The sequence below is a fragment of the Klebsiella sp. KPN54798 genome, from assembly GCF_021184225.1.
GTDB classification, from domain to species: Bacteria; Pseudomonadota; Gammaproteobacteria; order Enterobacterales; family Enterobacteriaceae; genus Klebsiella; species Klebsiella pneumoniae.
This window is the reverse complement of record NZ_CP089234.1, coordinates 2,473,589-2,487,193: the sequence shown is the minus strand read 5'-3', so window position 1 is coordinate 2,487,193 and position 13,605 is coordinate 2,473,589. Positions and strand designations below refer to the sequence as shown.

Here is a 13,605-nt window from a genome sequence, read left to right as displayed (position 1 = left end):
GCGCCTCTTAACTATGGCTGGCGATAAGCTGCGCCAGCCCCTGCGGATTTTCCCACGCCATCGAGTGTCCGGCATGGGGCACGATGCCGACCGGGATCCCTTGTGCCTGAACGAGGTCGCTATCCGCGTAAGGGAGCGACCGCTCTCCGACGATCAGCATTTTCTGGCAGCGCAGCTGGCATAGCTGGGTAAACCAGGGCGTGTCGCTGCCGCGTATCAGGCTGCTGGCAGCCCGCCAGACGGCCCAGGGGGCGCTGTTTTGTAAACAACCCGCCCACGGCGAGCGCTCCTCCGCCAGCAGCCTGGCATAGCCGTCAGCGACAAAGGCTGACTCTGACTGCGCCGCAATGCGCCTGCTGTACTCGCCGCCGCCGGCGAACAGGTTGGGTTCCGAGACCAGCAGCGTGGTCACCCGCTCGCCCAGTAGCCCCGCCGCTTCGATGGCGATGCTCCCTCCCATGCTATGCCCGAACAGCGCGAAGCGCTGCAGGCGCAGGTGGCTGAGGAACTGCTCCAAAACTAAAGCCTGCTCATGTATGTTGTAACTAAACACGCGCGGTTTATCGCTATAGCCGAAGCCCGGCAGATCGATGAGTATTTTGCGCCGTTCGCGGAGCGCGGGATCGCTGGCAATGCGGGGATAATCGTAGGATGACGCGCAGCCAAGGCCGTGGATAAACACCACCGGAAGGCCATCTCCCGGGAAATCGTGCCAGCGCAGCGTGGCGCCAGCGACGGACGAATAAAAACCGTTCACCTGTATGCCTCCATGATAAGGTTACTGGTTTTTTATACAGTAACCTTATCCTTTGTGCTACCCTTTTCTGCCGTCTAGCGCCTGAGGGTTAAAACAGCGAGACGAGCAGCGCCATCGGGAAGCTGAACGGCCAGGTGGCGCCGATCAGCAGGGCCGCCAGCAGGCGGATCATCCGGCTCTCTTTGGTTAAAAACCAGCTAATCACGGCGCATATCACGCCCATAATGGCGTAAAACACCAACATTTTTTGATATAACGTCATTCTTACTTTTTCCTTCCCTGAGGGGCGTTCCATGGTGGGATGATTATCTGCCATGACGTCGTGATTCAGAGATACCTGTATAACAAAATCAGAAACGGGCTGAATATTCAGAATAAAGCCTGATTCGTCTTAATCTGATAGCGCAACCGCTGGCGCCGTACTATACCTTTAGGACTTACTCATTAGGGTGGCGCTATGGATGTCTCCAGTAAAACCGTCGTTATGATTAATGTCTGCGCCGCGTTCGCGCTTATCAGCCTGCTGTCCGTAAGATTTGGCTGGTTTTAATCATTTAATTCAGCAACGAAACCTAAAAAAGCAGCCCTGGAGGCTGCTTTTTTACGCGCGAACAACAGAGTTGTTATCTTGCTGTCGGGCGGCGGGGGCTAACTGCGCGGCAGCTATTACCTTATTAAGACCGGGGTTATAGCGCGGCAGTACATTGACTTTTTCACTATCCCATTCGGCGGCGGCGCAGACGGCCTGCCCTACGCCCATCTTCTCACAGTTTTGGATTCGTTTCGCCGGGGCATTACCATAGCTCAGCGCCACAGCGCCGATAGCCAGCAGAATAAAAGCAAAAATTTTCACAGCGACATCAACGTCAAAACCTAATATGCCCTAAATGATCGCATGAGCGGCGGCGGAAAGTCAAACCCGGGGCGCGCTACCGGGCGGCATCCGGTATTTGCCTCTGCCTCAGGGCTATAAAATATTCAGAACAAATATCATGCGATAACCGTAAATATTAAAAGCTTATCTCTAGCCGTGAAATACTTTCTGTTCAGGGGAGTTAATTTCGCTAATAAGGAAAATATTTCGCCGTCGGCAAGGGGAAAAGGAACGGCGCCTTCGCCACAGGCGCAATATATCGCGCGGGCCGTCATCGTAAGAAGATAAATGGCGATGGCAAGCCGTTGTAACATAACCTCTTCATCTCCATCATCACGGATAAGAGCCAGAAATAGCGCTAAATGACAACAAATATCATTTGCCTTCGTGTCAGATAATACTTACATTCATAACCATTGGTAATGCTTTAGCGCAGTTCGCGCTTTGAATTTCGAGGTGGATATGTCCGGAATCATCACGCTGGTCATCGCGCTAATCCTGCTGGTCGCGGCGGTGTATAATCTTATTTCCTACATTCGTGACCGGCGCAGCGCCAGCCTGCCCAGCAAAAAAACCAAGCGCTGAAAGTAGTTAAAGCGGTATTCTCGTTATCCCGGCGCGACTGGCCGGCTCATCTCTTCGCTCTTCTGCGAGCACAAAAAAGCCCCTGCCGACAGACAGGGGCCGCAATTCGGTCGCGAACCGCGATGTTGCCGCCCCACCCGCCGGGCGCTGTGCGCCCAGGGTGACTGGCGGACCCCATCCGGCGCTTATCTCCGGCACTCATGATGGCTTAGCTCTTGAAGGGGCATCAGAATAATCTCATATCCCCTGGGTTGAGTTTTGACAATTTTTGCCATTGTGACTATTAGCGGCCTAACACACCCATCGCGCAATAGTCGCCTGGCGCTAAATGATCAATCCTTTAGCTATGCTTAACCATCACATGGCGGACCACGGTATAATCCTCAAGGCCATACATCGACATGTCCTTGCCGTAGCCTGACAGCTTCTGGCCACCGTGCGGCATTTCGCTGACCAGCATAAAGTGGGTATTGACCCAGGTGCAACCGTACTGCAGCCTGGCGCTAAGACGATGGGCGCGACCGACATCTTTCGTCCATACCGAGGAGGCCAGACCATACTGAGAGTCATTCGCCCAGCTCAGGGCCTGCGCTTCATCGCTGAAAGGCGTCACGCTGACTACCGGACCAAACACTTCGCGCTGGACAATAGCGTCTTCCTGCCGGGCGCCGGCGAGCAGCGTCGGCTGGAAGTAATAGCCCGCGCCGTCAGCCCGACTGCCGCCGGTGACCACCTTAATGTGCGGCAGCGCCCTTGCGGCTTCCACCGCCGCGCTAACGCGCTCAAGATGGGCCAGCGAGCTCAGCGGACCCAGTTCGGTGGCAGCGTCCTCCGGCGCCCCCATTTTCAGGCTGGCCACCGCCGCCCCAAGTTTCTCCACCAGCTGGTCATAGATACCCTGCTGGGCGTAGATCCGGCAGGCGGCCGTGCAGTCCTGGCCGGCGTTGTAAAAACCGAAGGTCCGCACCCCATCCACCACCGCATCGATGTCCGCATCGTCAAAAACGATCACTGGCGCCTTACCGCCCAGCTCCATGTGGGTGCGTTTAATCGACGAGGCGGTATGGCCAATGATATGGGCTCCGGTGGCAATCGATCCGGTCAGGGAGACCATTCGCACTTTAACGTGGGCGGTCAAGGGGTCGCCCACCGTTTTACCGCGGCCAAACAGCACGTTGATAACCCCCTCCGGGAAGATATCTTTTGCCAGCTCCGCCAGCTTCAGCGCCGTCAGCGGGGTGATCTCCGAGGGTTTTATCACTACGCAGTTGCCCGCCGCCAGCGCCGGGGCCAGCTTCCAGGCCGCCATCATCAGCGGATAGTTCCACGGCGCGATGGAGGCCACCACGCCCACCGGATCGCGGCGGATCATTGAGGTATGCCCTTCGAGATACTCTCCGGCCGCCATCCCCGGCAGGCAGCGAGCGGCGCCGGCGAAGAAGCGGAAGACGTCGGCGATGGCCGGCATTTCATCATTAATCACGCAGTGCAGCGGCTTGCCGCAGTTCAGCGACTCCAGCTGCGCCAGGGTTTCAGCCTGCGCCGAGATGGCGTCCGCCAGCTTCAGGAGACATTCCGCACGCGTCTTCGGCGTCGTCTGACTCCAGGCATCGAATGCCCGGTCCGCCGCCTCAACGGCGGCATCGACCTGGGCCGCTGTCGCTTCGGCAATCTCCAGGATCACTTCGCCGGTTGCAGGGTTATATACCGGAACCTTCTCGCCTTCACCTGCCACTAACTTACCGTTTATCAATAGGTTGTGTTGCATAGCATTATCCTGTTTCATGGTTTTATTTCCCGTTTCCGGCGTCGTTATCGCCGTCGCGGGTGAGCCACCAGGCCCCTAAGATTGGTATCGTCGTTACCAGCATCACCAACAGCGCGACAACGTTGGTGACGGGCACATCTCGCGGCCGCCCCAGCTGATTCAGCAACCACAGCGGCAAGGTGCGTTCATGCCCCGCGGTAAAAGTGGTAACGATAATTTCATCAAACGACAGAGCGAATGCCAGCATTCCCCCCGCCAGCAGCGCCGACCCCAGATTGGGCAGCACTACGTAACGAAAGGTCTGCCAACCGGTAGCGCCTAAATCCATCGAGGCTTCCACCATACTCCACGAAGTCCGGCGGAAACGGGCGATGACGTTGTTAAACACCACCACCACGCAGAAGGTCGCGTGCCCCACCACGATCGTCAGCAGGCCAGGCTCAAGGCCGACCGCTTTGAACGCCGTCAGGAGTGCCAGGCCGGTAATGATCCCCGGCAGGGCGATAGGCAGCAGCAGCAGTAGCGACACCGCATTTTTGCCAAAAAAGGCGCTGCGCCACAGGGCTCCTGCAGCCAGCGTGCCAAGCACTAAGGCAATGGCGGTCGACAGGGCGGCGATCTTAAGTGACAGCGTCACTGCCTGCAGAATGTCGCTGCGCCCGGCCGCCTCGCTGAACCAGCGCAGCGTCAGCCCCTGCGGCGGAAAGCTAAAAGCTGCATCTTCCGTATTAAAAGCATAGATGGCGATAATCAGCAGCGGAAAGTGGAGGAATATCACCCCGCCCCAGGTCGCCAGTCGCAGATACCAGGGCGCGCGTTCAGAGTGCATCGAAGGCTCCCAGACGTTTCACGAACGCCAGATAGAGGGCAATCAAGACGATAGGCACCAGGGTAAACGCCGCCGCCATCGGCATATTGCCGATCGCCCCCTGCTGCGAGTAAACCATATTGCCGATAAAGTATCCCGGCGGGCCCACCAGCTGCGGCACGATAAAGTCGCCTAGCGTCAGCGAAAAGGTGAAGATCGACCCAGCGGCGATGCCGGGAATGGCCAGCGGCAGCACCACGTAGCGAAAGGTCTGCCGCGGGGCCGCGCCGAGATCGGCCGAGGCCTGTAGCAACGATCCCGGAATACGCTCCAGCGCCGCCTGCACCGGCAGGATCATAAACGGCAGCCAGATGTAGACGAACACCAGAAAGCGTCCAAGGCCGGAGGTGGACAAGGTATTGCCGCCGACCGCCGGGACGCTCAACAGCGCGTTCAGCGCCCCCTCCAGTCCAAGATGACCGAGGAACCACTGCGCCACGCCATCTTTCGCCAGCAGCAGCACCCACGCATAGGCTTTGACGATATAGCTGGCCCACATTGGTAGCATGACCGCGATATAAAAGAAGGCCTTCATTTTGCCGCTGGTGTAGCGCGCCATATACCAGGCCATCGGCAGTGCCAGCAGCGCGCTGGCCAGCGTGACGCACAGCGCCATCACCAGGGTCCGCACAATAATGTCGTAGTTGGCAGGGTTGAACAGCGCCCGCAGGTTAGCCAGCGTGAAGTCGCTGGTCACCGACATGGTGAAGTCGTCAAAGGTATAAATGCTCTGCCACAGCAGGGTCAGCAGCGATCCCAGATAGACGATGCCAAACCACATCAGCGGCCCGAGCAGCAGTAAAAACAGGCCCAGCGCCGGTCGGCGCCAGAAGATCCCCGATATGCGCCCGGTCTGCGCAGGAGTTATTGCCATGGTCATCTCAGCCTCCGCTTTCCAGCGGGGTCATCGCCGAGCGCGACCATGACGCCTGTACTATTTCCCCGGTTCGCGGAACGCTGGCCGCCGCCGCGCCATCGATGTTGGCCTGGCTGACCAGCAGTTTGTCGCCATCCGCGAGGCGGAGCTCGATCCGCGTCGCCGCCCCCTGATACTGCACCGCCTGCACCACACCCTGCACCTGCACCTCGCCGCCGCCCTGCAGGCGAACATGCTCCGGACGCAGCGACCAGCTGCCCGCCATCCCGCACAATCGTCGGGCCGCCTCGGCTGCAAAAACGTTGGCGGTGCCGACAAAACCGGCCACAAATGCGGTCCTGGGGTGCAGATAGAGATCCTGCGGGGCATCCACCTGCTCAATGCGCCCGTTGTTAAACACCGCCACGCGATCCGACATCGACAGCGCTTCGCTCTGGTCGTGGGTCACGAAGATGAAGGTGATCCCCAGCGACTGCTGCAGCTTTTTCAGCTCCACCTGCATCTGCTCGCGTAGTTTCAAATCCAGGGCGCCCAGCGGCTCATCGAGCAGCAGCACCCGCGGCTGGTTCACCAGCGCCCGGGCAATCGCGACCCGCTGCCGCTGGCCGCCGGAGAGCTGGGAGGGCTTGCGATGATGAGCAAAGCCAAGGGCCACCTTCTCCAGCGCCTCCTGGGCGCGGGCATGGCGCGCTTTCTTCGCCATGCCTTTGACCATCAGGCCGTAGGCGACGTTGTCAAGGATCGACATGTGGGGAAATAGCGCGTAGTCCTGGAACACGGTATTCACATCCCGCTGCCAGGGCGGCAGTTCGCTGGCCGGCTGACCAAAGATATGGATGGTTCCGCCGGAGAGCTGCTCAAAACCGGCAATCAGCCGCAGGCAGGTGGTTTTACCCGAGCCGGACGGACCCAGCATCGAGAAAAATTCTCCATCGCGTATGCCAATGCTAACCCCATCCACCGCCCGCACATCGCCATACAGGCGCGATACATTCTGGAACTCGACCGCGTACGTCATTGTTTGCCTCCGATCCTTAGCGGCCGCCCATTATCGCAATATAGTCCTGAGTCCAGCGGCTATAGGGCACGTATTTCCCGCCTTCCGCAACCGGCGTTTTCCAGAAGTGAATGCGGTTAAACTGCTCATAGCCGTTGGTCTCACAGCCTTTATCACCGAGCAGCGCGCTGGCTTTACAGCCCTCAGGCACCACCGGCAGCGAACCGAACCATGCCGCCACATCGCCCTGCACCTTCGGCGTGAGCGACCAGTTCATCCATTTATAGGCGCAGACCGGGTGCTTCGCCTCGCTGTGCAGCATGGTGGTATCCGCCCAGCCGGTTACCCCCTCCTTCGGGAACACGGTGGCGACCGGCTGGCCTTCCGTCTTCAGGCCGTTGGCTTGATAGGGCCACGAACTGGAGGCGGCTACCCCTTCGTTTTTGAAGTCGTTCATCTGTACGGTGGCGTCATGCCAGTAGCGATGGATCAGCGGTTGCTGGTCGCGCAGGACTTTCAGCACCGCGTTGTACTGGGTTTCGGTCAGTTGATAGGGGTCTTCGATCCCCAGCTGCGGCTGGGTGGCTTTGACAAACAGCGCGGCGTCGGCGATATAGATCGGGCCATCATAGGCCTGCACCCGCCCCTGGTTGGTTTTACCATCCGGTAGATCCTGCTTGACGAACACCACGCGCCAGCTGTCCGGCGGCGTCGGGAATACGCGGGTGTTGTACATCAGCAGGTTCGGCCCCCACTGATACGGCGTGCCATAGACTTTACCGCCGACGTTAAACCACGCCCCCTTCGCAATACGCGGATCAAGGGAGCCCCAGCCGGCAATCAGCGCCGTGTTGATCGGCTGCACGCGTTTGCCCATGATCAGGCGCAGCGAAGCATCACCCGAGGCGGTGACCAGATCGTAGCCGCCTTTGGCCATCAGACTGACCATCTCGTCAGAGGTGGCAGCGGTTTTGACATTAACCTGGCAACCGGTGTCCTTTTCGAACTGACTCACCCAGTCGTACTGTTTGTCGGTCTGACCGCGTTCGATATATCCCGGCCAGGCAATAATATCGAGCCGCCCTTCCGGTTTATCCAGCGAGGTGAGCGGCTCTGCCGCCTGAACGGTCAAACAAGCCATACCCAGCACATAAAGGCTGCAACGGGCAATTTTTTTGCTCATCAGGTGTTACTCCTGTCACAAAGGAATTAGCGGCAGCCGTGCCGTAAAAATATCTCCTGAAATAAGGGTAGTCAGCGGATTAACGCCCCAGGGGAATTTATTCAGGTTGTGACCCGGGACGCATTACGTAAAAATCGCCAACACAAGCAGGACTTTATGGATTATAGACAACGAGTTAGGGAATGAGGAGGGTATGCATATTTCCTATGGTGAGCGCCGGTAAAATAATGACCGGCCTCGATAAAAATCCTCTTTCGCTTATTTTCGCAGAATGTTTATGATGAGAAAAATAAACGACAGGGTCAGGCAAGCTGTTCGCGAATAAGCTCCCCCAGGCGCTTCACCCCCTGCTCTTCGCGTTTCCCCCAGCCCCAGGCGGTATTAAAACGGAAAAACGAGGTCCAGCTGTCGGAGGTGGAGAACATTTTCCCTGGGGCAATACTGATGTGCGACGCAAGCGCCCGGGCGCTAAGTGCACTAGCGTCGGCCCCTTCCGGTAGTTCGATCCACAGAAAGTAGCCACTGTCGCTGTGGTGGACGATGACCTCCGGCGGCAGATGGCGCAGCAGCGCCTGCCAGGCCTGCTGTTTACGCTCCGCCAGCTGACGACGTAGACGGCGCAGGTGGGCGTCATAGCGCTTGGTGGACAGGTAATCCACCAGGGCTAACTGCATCGGCGAACTGGTGGAAAGCGTACTCATCAGCTGGAGCTGCTGGATCCGCCGCGCCTGTTTGCCGGCCGCCACCCAGCCGATACGAAAGCCGGGTACCAGACATTTTGAGAACGAGCTGCAGTGCAGCGTCATCTCCTGGCGATCCCAGAACTTCGCCGGTAACGGCTTTTCGCGGCCAAAATAGAGCTCGCTGTAGACATCATCTTCGATCAACATCACGTTATAGCGCGCCAGCAGCGCCACCAGCGCCGCTTTTTTTTCAGCGCTGAGGGTGAAGCCGAGCGGATTCTGGCCGTTGGTCATCAGCCAGCAGGCCTTCACCGGATAGTTTTGCAGGGCCGCCTCCAGCGCCGTCAGATCAATGCCTTCCCTGACGTCAGTGGCCACCGACAATGCTTTCAAACGCAGCCTCTCCAGCGCCTGCAGGGCGCCGTAGAAGCAGGGGTTTTCCACCACCACCCAGTCTCCCGGCTCGGTCACCGCCTGCAGGCTGAGGTTAAGCGCCTCCAGCGCCCCGGCGGTGATGACGATCTCGTCCGGCGAGACGTTCATCCCCTGCAGGGCATAGCGACGGGCAATGGCATGCCGGAGTTCTGCATTGCCCGGCGGCAGATTCTCAATGACGCTCATGGCGGTGGCGGTTTTACTCACCTGCGCCAGCGAGCGGTTGAGCTGCTGCAGCGGGAAGAGACGCGGGTCCGGAAAGGCCGAGGCAAAGGGCAGCATCGACGCCTGGCGGCTGGCCTGGAGCACCTCAAAGATATAGGTATTGATATCGACGGCTTCATCGCGAGTGACCTGGGCAGGCGGCGCCGGCTGGCGGAGCTTCACCGGCTGGGGGGCAACATAATAACCCGACTGCGGACGGGCGACGATGCGCCCCTGGCTTTCCAGCAGCTGATAGGCATGGCTGACGGTCATAAAGCTCATGCCGCTGCTGATCACCTGCTCGCGCAGCGACGGCAGCCGATCTCCAGGCAACCAGACGCCAAGGGCGATCTGCTCGGTCAGTTGCTGCGCCAACTGTTGATACTTTTTCATTGCGGCCGTCCCCGTACGATAACGTCCCATTATCATATATCAGTTATAAAAAAATCATAGTTTCCTGTAACTGTTATATCTGCAGCGGCGGCCGCGTCGCCGTGATAGCACGGGATGGGTTTAAAATATCACCACCCAGAATAGCGAGATTAAAACAAACCAGAAGATAATCATTACGCCAAGCGTAATGCACAGACTCTGTAATCCTTTTTCAGACATTGGCATTCCCTTTTATTTATTCCCGAGCTCATACAGTACAAATTAGCCGCGGAGCCGACAATTTATTATTATTTAATTTACGATTAACCGGCTCAGCGTTTTTACTTATTCTCATACTAATGAGTGACAATAAATCAGAGTAAAAATCCGTGGCGGATTTCGTAAGCCAAAATATGAGCTACGGCGGGTGGTAAGGATATATTATGCCGACCAAGTGACTACGCCATACCGGCGGCAGGGCCGCGTAGCCAGCCGTTAGCAATAATATGACAGACAGCGGAATAGACGCCTAATCACCTTCCGCAGGGATTAATCAAGGTTGCGCAAGGATATTTTCTCGCCCTGGCAACAGCTGAAAAATCATAACAGCGGCCAACTGTTATGATAAAAAATGGCGTGACTGCCTCTGCCCCTCAGTCGTCACCCCACCTAAAATTGCGCTGAATCAATTTTGTTGTGGAGTCCTGCATGTTCGGTCTTGATGCATTCCATCTGGCGCGAGTTCAATTCGCTTTTACGGTCTCATTTCATATTATCTTCCCCGCCATTACCATCGGACTGGCCAGCTATCTGGCGGTGCTCGAAGGCTTATGGCTAAAAACAAAAAATCCCGTCTGGCGCTCGCTGTACCATTTCTGGTCGAAGATTTTCGCCGTCAACTTCGGTATGGGGGTCGTTTCCGGGCTGGTGATGGCCTACCAGTTCGGCACCAACTGGAGCGGTTTCTCACAGTTTGCAGGCAGCATAACCGGCCCTCTGCTGACCTATGAAGTCCTGACGGCATTTTTTCTGGAAGCGGGCTTCCTCGGGGTGATGCTTTTCGGCTGGAACCGCGTGGGGCCGGGGCTACACTTTTTCGCCACCTGCATGGTGGCGCTGGGTACTATCATCTCCACCTTCTGGATCCTCGCCTCTAACAGCTGGATGCAGACCCCGCAGGGGTTTGAGATCGTTGATGGCCAGGTCGTGCCCGTCGACTGGCTGGCGGTGATCTTTAATCCGTCGTTCCCCTACCGATTATTGCATATGACAGTAGCGGCATTTCTCAGTAGCGCGCTGTTTGTCGGCGCCTCGGCGGCCTGGCATCTGCTGCGCGGCAATCAGTCGCCGGCGATCCGTAAGATGTTCTCGATGGCGCTATGGATGACGCTGCTGGTCGCCCCCGTCCAGGCGCTGATCGGCGATATGCATGGCCTGAATACCCTGAAGCACCAGCCGGCGAAAATCGCCGCCATTGAGGGGCACTGGGAAAATCCGCCGGGTGAGCCAACGCCGTTGCTGCTGTTTGGCTGGCCCGATATGGACCAGGAGCGCACCCGCTACGGGCTTGAGATACCGGCCCTGGGCAGTCTGATCCTCACCCACAGTCTTGATAAACAGGTGCCGGCGTTGAAAGAGTTCGCTCCTGAGGAGCGCCCGAATTCTACTGTGGTGTTCTGGTCATTTCGCCTGATGGCCGGGCTGGGCATGTTGATGCTGCTGCTGGGCGTGCTGGCCCTGTGGCTGCGTCGCGGCGACCGGCTATACCACTCGCGGCCGTTTCTGCGTTTTGCCCTGTGGATGGGGCCATCCGGCCTGATCGCTATTCTCGCCGGCTGGGTGACCACCGAGGTGGGCCGCCAACCCTGGGTGGTGTATGGCGTTCAGCGCACCGCCGATGCCGTTTCCGCTCATGGCGATCTGCATATGTCGGTCAGTTTATTGACCTTTATCGTAGTGTACAGCGCCGTCTTCGGCGTCGGCTACAGCTATATGCTGCGCCTGATCCGCAAGGGGCCGCAGGAGATGCTCCCGGCGACAACCGGTACGCCAGCCCGCCCGCTGTCCGCCGCCACTGAAGGTTATCTGCAGAAGGAGTCCCGCTAATGGGTATCGAATTATCGGTGATCTGGTTCGTGATTATCGTCTTTGCCACGCTGATGTACATCGTCATGGATGGCTTTGATCTGGGCATCGGCCTGCTGTTCAGCACGGTGCGGGGCGGCGGGGATCGCGACGTAATGGTCAACAGCGTCGCGCCGGTATGGGATGGCAATGAAACCTGGCTGGTGCTCGGCGGCGCCGGCCTGTTTGGCGCCTTTCCTCTCGCCTACGCGGTGATCATCGACGCCCTGTCGATCCCCCTGACCCTGATGCTGATCGGCCTGATTTTTCGCGGCGTCGCCTTTGAGTTTCGCTTCCAGGCCACGCCATCGCACCGGCCATTCTGGGATCGCGCCTTTTTTGGCGGCTCCCTGCTGGCAACCTTCAGCCAGGGCGTGGTGGTCGGGGCGGTGATCAACGGTTTCACCGTCAGCGGTCGCGCCTTCAGCGGCGGCATGTTTGACTGGCTGACCCCGTTCAGCCTGTTCTGCGGATTCGGACTATGCGTGGCCTATGCGCTGCTCGGCGCCACCTGGCTGGTGATGAAAAGTGAAGGCGCGCTGCAGCAGAGAATGCGCAGCGCATCGCGGCAGTTGCTGGGTGCCCTGCTGGCGGTGTTTGCCGTCATCAGCCTGTGGACTCCGCTGGCGCACCCGGCGATTGCTGCCCGCTGGTTCAGCCTGCCGAATCTCTATTTCCTGCTGCCGGTACCGCTGCTGGTGATCCTCGTTAGCGGCTGGCTGTGGAGCACGCTGCATCAGCGCGACCGCCATGTTTCGCCCTTCACGCTGACGCTGGGCCTGGTCTTTCTCGGCTTCAGCGGACTAGGGATCAGCATCTGGCCGCATATTATCCCGCCGGCCATCACATTGTGGCAGGCTGCCGCTCCCCCGCAAAGCCAGGGCTTTATGCTGGTGGGCGCCCTGCTGATTATTCCGGTCATTCTTGGCTACACCTGCTGGAGCTATTACGTGTTCCGCGGCAAAGTTCAGCCTGGGGAGGGATATCACTGATGCGTACTGCCTGGCCTAAACGTCTGCTGTGGCTGATCGCGCTCTGGGGAGGCAGCGTACTGACGCTGGCCGCCATAAGCCTGCTGTTTCGCCTGCTGATGACCGCCGCAGGGCTAAAAGTCTGAGTGGGATGCAGAGAGGTCCGAAAAGGGACTTCTCCATCTTATCTTCACTTTTGCCTGATGAAATACGGCGATACATCTGAAGAAAGGATATTGCTATGAAGAAGTTAGCTTTACTCTCCGCCGTAATGACGCTTGGAATGTCGTCATGGGCTTTTGCTGCCGACAACCCGCCGCCGCCGCCGGAAAAAGGCGCGCAGCATCAGGGTAAACCGCCGGTGAAAAACGGCCAACACGAAGGTAAGCAAGCGCAATACAACAGAAAACAGCCACAACGAGACGGCAAACAGCCGCAGCACGACGGTAAACAGCCGCAGCACAACGGCAAGCAGCCGCCAAAAGGGAGCGAGCACAGCGGGAAACCGCTGCCGCCGAAAGCGTAACACTCTGGCCTGGCTTCCGCGTCAGGCCTTTTTTCATCCTTCGTCAGCCATCGTTGACAAACTCTTGCCGTTCTTTGAGATGCCCGAAAAAAAGCCTGCATTGCGCCTGACATAGTATGTCCACGCCATTGTTCCGTCGAGAAAAGGTATGTTAAAGAGAAGCATAAGCGCCCTGCTGTTGCTGTGCGCATTATTTTCCGGGCATCTGTTGGCCCATCGTCAGGGACACGAGTACTTTCCGGTGCAAAGTCTCGAACAGCAGCTGCTGCACGAAGCGGATAGCGATGAGCTTCGCAGCCAGCACGAGGAGGCCGCCGCAGACCTGCGCGAACATCACCGCTGGCAGGACGACCGTAAACCGCGGGCATCCTGCCAATAGCA

17 protein-coding genes are annotated in these 13,605 nt (G+C 58.2%); 7 read left to right on the top strand and 10 right to left on the bottom strand.

All coding sequences use genetic code 11. The features are described 5' to 3' along the window. Positions 1–7 precede the first annotated feature (7 nt). Both LPQ25_RS11975 and LPQ25_RS11970 read right to left on the bottom strand, forming a co-directional pair. On the bottom strand, positions 8–757 hold the full coding sequence (locus LPQ25_RS11975; protein WP_004200090.1) for an alpha/beta fold hydrolase: 750 nt from the start codon (positions 755–757) through the stop codon (positions 8–10). A gap of 88 nt (positions 758–845) precedes the next feature. After that, positions 846–1,019: a GhoT/OrtT family toxin gene (locus LPQ25_RS11970; RefSeq protein WP_002906888.1), complete on the bottom strand. Its 174-nt coding sequence runs from the start codon at positions 1,017–1,019 to the stop codon at positions 846–848. Between the two features lie 195 nt (positions 1,020–1,214). Between LPQ25_RS11970 and yncL the strand changes: the two genes are divergently transcribed. Further along, on the top strand, positions 1,215–1,307 hold the full coding sequence (yncL, locus tag LPQ25_RS11965; protein ID WP_002906891.1) for a stress response membrane protein YncL: 93 nt from the start codon (positions 1,215–1,217) through the stop codon (positions 1,305–1,307). Between the two features lie 51 nt (positions 1,308–1,358). On the opposite strand, the gene LPQ25_RS11960 is transcribed toward yncL, so the two are convergent. Continuing rightward, positions 1,359–1,610 carry a hypothetical protein gene (locus tag LPQ25_RS11960; protein ID WP_014907506.1) on the bottom strand — a complete coding sequence of 84 codons (252 nt, stop codon included), beginning with the start codon at positions 1,608–1,610 and terminating at the stop codon, positions 1,359–1,361. Positions 1,611–1,747: 137 nt separating this feature from the next. Then, entirely contained in the window at positions 1,748–1,945 is a 198-nt protein-coding gene (locus LPQ25_RS11955; RefSeq protein WP_041168961.1) for a hypothetical protein, read from the bottom strand. A gap of 148 nt (positions 1,946–2,093) precedes the next feature. On the opposite strand from LPQ25_RS11955, the gene LPQ25_RS11950 reads away from it, so the two are divergent. Then, a complete protein-coding gene (locus tag LPQ25_RS11950; protein WP_004175940.1) occupies positions 2,094–2,216 on the top strand; it encodes a small membrane protein in 123 nt (40 codons plus the stop codon). Positions 2,217–2,556: 340 nt separating this feature from the next. Here the strand turns inward: LPQ25_RS11950 and patD are convergent, their stop codons facing one another. The 6 genes from patD to LPQ25_RS11920 form a co-directional block, all read right to left on the bottom strand. Further along, positions 2,557–3,984 carry an aminobutyraldehyde dehydrogenase gene (gene patD / locus LPQ25_RS11945; RefSeq protein ID WP_004175939.1) on the bottom strand — a complete coding sequence of 476 codons (1,428 nt, stop codon included), beginning with the start codon at positions 3,982–3,984 and terminating at the stop codon, positions 2,557–2,559. 22 nt (positions 3,985–4,006) lie between these two features. Further along, positions 4,007–4,813: an ABC transporter permease gene (locus tag LPQ25_RS11940; RefSeq protein WP_004143773.1), complete on the bottom strand. Its 807-nt coding sequence runs from the start codon at positions 4,811–4,813 to the stop codon at positions 4,007–4,009. Continuing rightward, complete coding sequence (locus tag LPQ25_RS11935; protein ID WP_002906903.1) at positions 4,803–5,732, bottom strand: ABC transporter permease; 930 nt, start codon at positions 5,730–5,732, stop codon at positions 4,803–4,805. The genes LPQ25_RS11940 and LPQ25_RS11935 overlap by 11 nt, the downstream gene beginning before the upstream one ends. 1 nt (position 5,733) lies before the next feature. Then, on the bottom strand, positions 5,734–6,747 hold the full coding sequence (locus LPQ25_RS11930; protein WP_004184243.1) for an ABC transporter ATP-binding protein: 1,014 nt from the start codon (positions 6,745–6,747) through the stop codon (positions 5,734–5,736). Positions 6,748–6,763: 16 nt separating this feature from the next. Next, positions 6,764–7,909: a putative ABC transporter substrate-binding protein YdcS gene (gene ydcS, locus LPQ25_RS11925; protein ID WP_014907505.1), complete on the bottom strand. Its 1,146-nt coding sequence runs from the start codon at positions 7,907–7,909 to the stop codon at positions 6,764–6,766. A gap of 302 nt (positions 7,910–8,211) precedes the next feature. Then, positions 8,212–9,624: an aminotransferase-like domain-containing protein gene (locus LPQ25_RS11920; protein WP_014907504.1), complete on the bottom strand. Its 1,413-nt coding sequence runs from the start codon at positions 9,622–9,624 to the stop codon at positions 8,212–8,214. A gap of 687 nt (positions 9,625–10,311) precedes the next feature. On the opposite strand from LPQ25_RS11920, the gene LPQ25_RS11915 reads away from it, so the two are divergent. From LPQ25_RS11915 to LPQ25_RS11895, 5 genes are all read left to right on the top strand, one after another. Beyond that, entirely contained in the window at positions 10,312–11,709 is a 1,398-nt protein-coding gene (locus LPQ25_RS11915; RefSeq protein WP_004151214.1) for a cytochrome ubiquinol oxidase subunit I, read from the top strand. Beyond that, positions 11,709–12,719 (top strand): cytochrome d ubiquinol oxidase subunit II, encoded by a 1,011-nt coding sequence (gene cydB / locus LPQ25_RS11910; protein ID WP_014907503.1) that lies wholly within the window; start codon positions 11,709–11,711, stop codon positions 12,717–12,719. The genes LPQ25_RS11915 and cydB overlap by 1 nt, the downstream gene beginning before the upstream one ends. Beyond that, a complete protein-coding gene (locus LPQ25_RS11905; protein ID WP_004180143.1) occupies positions 12,719–12,844 on the top strand; it encodes a DUF2474 domain-containing protein in 126 nt (41 codons plus the stop codon). The genes cydB and LPQ25_RS11905 overlap by 1 nt, the downstream gene beginning before the upstream one ends. Positions 12,845–12,939: 95 nt before the next feature. Continuing rightward, positions 12,940–13,224 (top strand): hypothetical protein, encoded by a 285-nt coding sequence (locus LPQ25_RS11900; RefSeq protein ID WP_014907502.1) that lies wholly within the window; start codon positions 12,940–12,942, stop codon positions 13,222–13,224. Between the two features lie 148 nt (positions 13,225–13,372). Then, entirely contained in the window at positions 13,373–13,603 is a 231-nt protein-coding gene (locus LPQ25_RS11895) for a DUF2554 family protein (protein ID WP_004143781.1), read from the top strand. The last annotated feature ends 2 nt before the right edge of the window (positions 13,604–13,605 follow it).

What these genes read in the sequence shown, in the direction of transcription:
- LPQ25_RS11970 (WP_002906888.1), bottom strand. Translation starts at nt 1,019, where the DNA reads ATGACGTTATATCAAAAAATGTTGGTGTTTTACGCCATTATGGGCGTG.
- yncL (WP_002906891.1), top strand. Translation starts at nt 1,215, where the DNA reads ATGGATGTCTCCAGTAAAACCGTCGTTATGATTAATGTCTGCGCCGCG.
- LPQ25_RS11955 (WP_041168961.1), bottom strand. Translation starts at nt 1,945, where the DNA reads ATGTTACAACGGCTTGCCATCGCCATTTATCTTCTTACGATGACGGCC.
- LPQ25_RS11950 (WP_004175940.1), top strand. Translation starts at nt 2,094, where the DNA reads ATGTCCGGAATCATCACGCTGGTCATCGCGCTAATCCTGCTGGTCGCG.
- patD (WP_004175939.1), bottom strand. Translation starts at nt 3,984, where the DNA reads ATGCAACACAACCTATTGATAAACGGTAAGTTAGTGGCAGGTGAAGGC.
- LPQ25_RS11940 (WP_004143773.1), bottom strand. Translation starts at nt 4,813, where the DNA reads ATGCACTCTGAACGCGCGCCCTGGTATCTGCGACTGGCGACCTGGGGC.
- LPQ25_RS11935 (WP_002906903.1), bottom strand. Translation starts at nt 5,732, where the DNA reads ATGACCATGGCAATAACTCCTGCGCAGACCGGGCGCATATCGGGGATC.
- LPQ25_RS11930 (WP_004184243.1), bottom strand. Translation starts at nt 6,747, where the DNA reads ATGACGTACGCGGTCGAGTTCCAGAATGTATCGCGCCTGTATGGCGAT.
- ydcS (WP_014907505.1), bottom strand. Translation starts at nt 7,909, where the DNA reads ATGAGCAAAAAAATTGCCCGTTGCAGCCTTTATGTGCTGGGTATGGCT.
- LPQ25_RS11920 (WP_014907504.1), bottom strand. Translation starts at nt 9,624, where the DNA reads ATGAAAAAGTATCAACAGTTGGCGCAGCAACTGACCGAGCAGATCGCC.
- LPQ25_RS11915 (WP_004151214.1), top strand. Translation starts at nt 10,312, where the DNA reads ATGTTCGGTCTTGATGCATTCCATCTGGCGCGAGTTCAATTCGCTTTT.
- cydB (WP_014907503.1), top strand. Translation starts at nt 11,709, where the DNA reads ATGGGTATCGAATTATCGGTGATCTGGTTCGTGATTATCGTCTTTGCC.
- LPQ25_RS11905 (WP_004180143.1), top strand. Translation starts at nt 12,719, where the DNA reads ATGCGTACTGCCTGGCCTAAACGTCTGCTGTGGCTGATCGCGCTCTGG.
- LPQ25_RS11900 (WP_014907502.1), top strand. Translation starts at nt 12,940, where the DNA reads ATGAAGAAGTTAGCTTTACTCTCCGCCGTAATGACGCTTGGAATGTCG.
- LPQ25_RS11895 (WP_004143781.1), top strand. Translation starts at nt 13,373, where the DNA reads ATGTTAAAGAGAAGCATAAGCGCCCTGCTGTTGCTGTGCGCATTATTT.